Source organism: Thermocladium sp. ECH_B (assembly GCA_001516585.1).
Classification (GTDB): Archaea; Thermoproteota; Thermoprotei; order Thermoproteales; family Thermocladiaceae; genus Thermocladium.
This window is the reverse complement of record LOBW01000128.1, coordinates 1-1,997: the sequence shown is the minus strand read 5'-3', so window position 1 is coordinate 1,997 and position 1,997 is coordinate 1. Positions and strand designations below refer to the sequence as shown.

The following is a 1,997-nucleotide window of genomic DNA, read 5'->3' as shown; positions in this document are numbered from 1 at the left end:
CGAGCGCCATGTCGTCCTCCAGCGTAACCTCTGGGTGGAACCTTATACCGCCCTTATACGGACCAAGCGCATTATTATGCTGAACCCTATAGCCCTCGAGGAACATCATAGCTCCATTTATCTTGATCGGTATTGATATGGCTACTATTCTCTGGGGTCTAGATAGGTAATCCAGCAATTGTTTTTCCAGTTTCCCCATCTCAATTGCCCTCCTCAGTATTGTTAAAGTATCCTGGAGGAACTCGGAATGAATTGGTGCACCAAATATAGTGCTCATTTGCTATTACCGTAAATTAATCCTATATAGTTATTTATAAATATTGCTTATGTAAACTAATATAAAAAAATAGTATAACTTCAAGCAGAAGCACCTGTCTGGAGCAGGATCCAATAGAAGCCATAGTAGTGGACTTAAGATGCGGAGCAAATCTTACTTAATTCAATAATAGAAATATTTATTAGAGCAATAAGGAACCCGCGCATATGGAGTACTCTATTCTCGGCAATGACTTGCAATTAGTGAAGGTTATAATGGGGGATGGGGAGGGCATTTACGGAGAGGGAGGACACCTACTCTACAAGACGCCCACAGTTAACCTAACGGCGAAAGCTACAGGTGGAATATTAAGCGGCTTAAAGAGGGCGGTGACAGGCGCCTCATTCTTCGTACTTGAATTAACTGGACCAGGAGAAGCAGCATTCGCAGGCAGCACTCCTGGAAAAATAATTCAGATGCAGCTTGGAGATGGGGAAGCGGTGCTGGCCGAGCATGGATCCTTCCTTTTCGCTGAGAACCAGGTTAAGTATGATGTGAACCTAGCTCGATTAACGGCAGGAATATTTGGCGGTGAGGGACTCTTTCTAGCTAAGTTCATAGGACCCGGCAACCTCTTCCTACATGGAACAGGTCACGTCCATATGATTCAGCTTGGGGACGGCGAGGAAGTAGAGGTTGAGGCTGGACACTTATTGGCGTTTGATGCCGGCATGCAGTACGGCATAAAAAGAACCGGTGGCTTAAGAACAATGTTCCTAGGAGGCGAAGGCATTTTCTTCGTCAATATAAGAGGCCCTGGAAGGGTCTGGGTCAGGAGCATCTCATTAGCTGCATTAGCAGCAGCATTGTCACGTGACATGCCGTGCCCAGCCAGTTGCCGTAGCCAAGTACAGGAAACAAGGGAACCAGGCGTAACCTTCAGGATCTAGCAACGATCTCTTCCTAAACTCCTAAAAAGNCTAAACCAATAATTCTACTTCTGATCTCTTCCCCCGCCCTTCATGGCGGGGATTATCGTTCTTCTTATCAAAGGGGAAAGAGGTATAGGATTGAATTATTTGCTTAAGGAAAAGAATATAAGGANGGAGACGCGAATACAGTGATGAGTTGGGGCATTCGCGACTTAGAGGATGCAATAAATGAGGCGGAGGGATTCCATATTCAGCTACTCAAGGCAGCTTCATCCTCCCCTCTCGGAGGAATTGTTCTATTGGATATAATGCTAATGGAGCGGCCAGGCGAATTTGGACGAGTCTTAAGTAGCATAGGTCAAAGCACGGGAAGAACACTACTAACAGCCTATGCAACGGTCAAAAACCGCGGGGGAGGGGGGAGAAGTTTTGGGGTTGCTATTCTCATTTATCCAGCACGTGATGAGACTGATGCCGTGAAGATCGTGGATGCGGCAAGAAGCGCTGGCGCAGTAATAGTTAGTGCGCATTTCATCTTGGCTAAGGAAGTGGCAAGGAGTTGATGAAGATAACGGCAGGTCTCGCCTTTTGGGATGAGGATTTTTAATCTTGCACCTCTGGGCCTCCTCCGCTCTGAAGGGCGGGACCCACCGTTTGTTTTTTATCAAAATTGTTTCTCTGTGATGAGAAGCAATGCATGAGGCTCACTTCAAATCCATTTTTAGGGTTCATTGGTTAGTTTCTCCACTATTTCCTTGTATCCTATTGATGAGAGGAATTCAAGCACTTCATCTAAACGTGGTCCAGAG

The 1,997-nt window shown here is 46.0% G+C and carries 2 protein-coding genes and 1 pseudogene; 2 read left to right on the top strand and 1 reads right to left on the bottom strand.

Annotation, left to right across the window (positions count from 1 at the left end):
• A pseudogene (locus AT710_09665) lies at positions 1-277 on the bottom strand.
• A gap of 206 nt (positions 278-483) precedes the next feature.
• On the opposite strand from AT710_09665, the gene AT710_09660 reads away from it, so the two are divergent.
• Positions 484-1,206, top strand: a complete 723-nt coding sequence (locus AT710_09660; protein ID KUO89991.1) for a transcriptional regulator — start codon at positions 484-486, stop codon at positions 1,204-1,206.
• Between the two features lie 173 nt (positions 1,207-1,379).
• A complete protein-coding gene (locus tag AT710_09655; GenBank protein KUO89990.1) occupies positions 1,380-1,751 on the top strand; it encodes a hypothetical protein in 372 nt (123 codons plus the stop codon).
• Positions 1,752-1,997 lie beyond the last annotated feature (246 nt).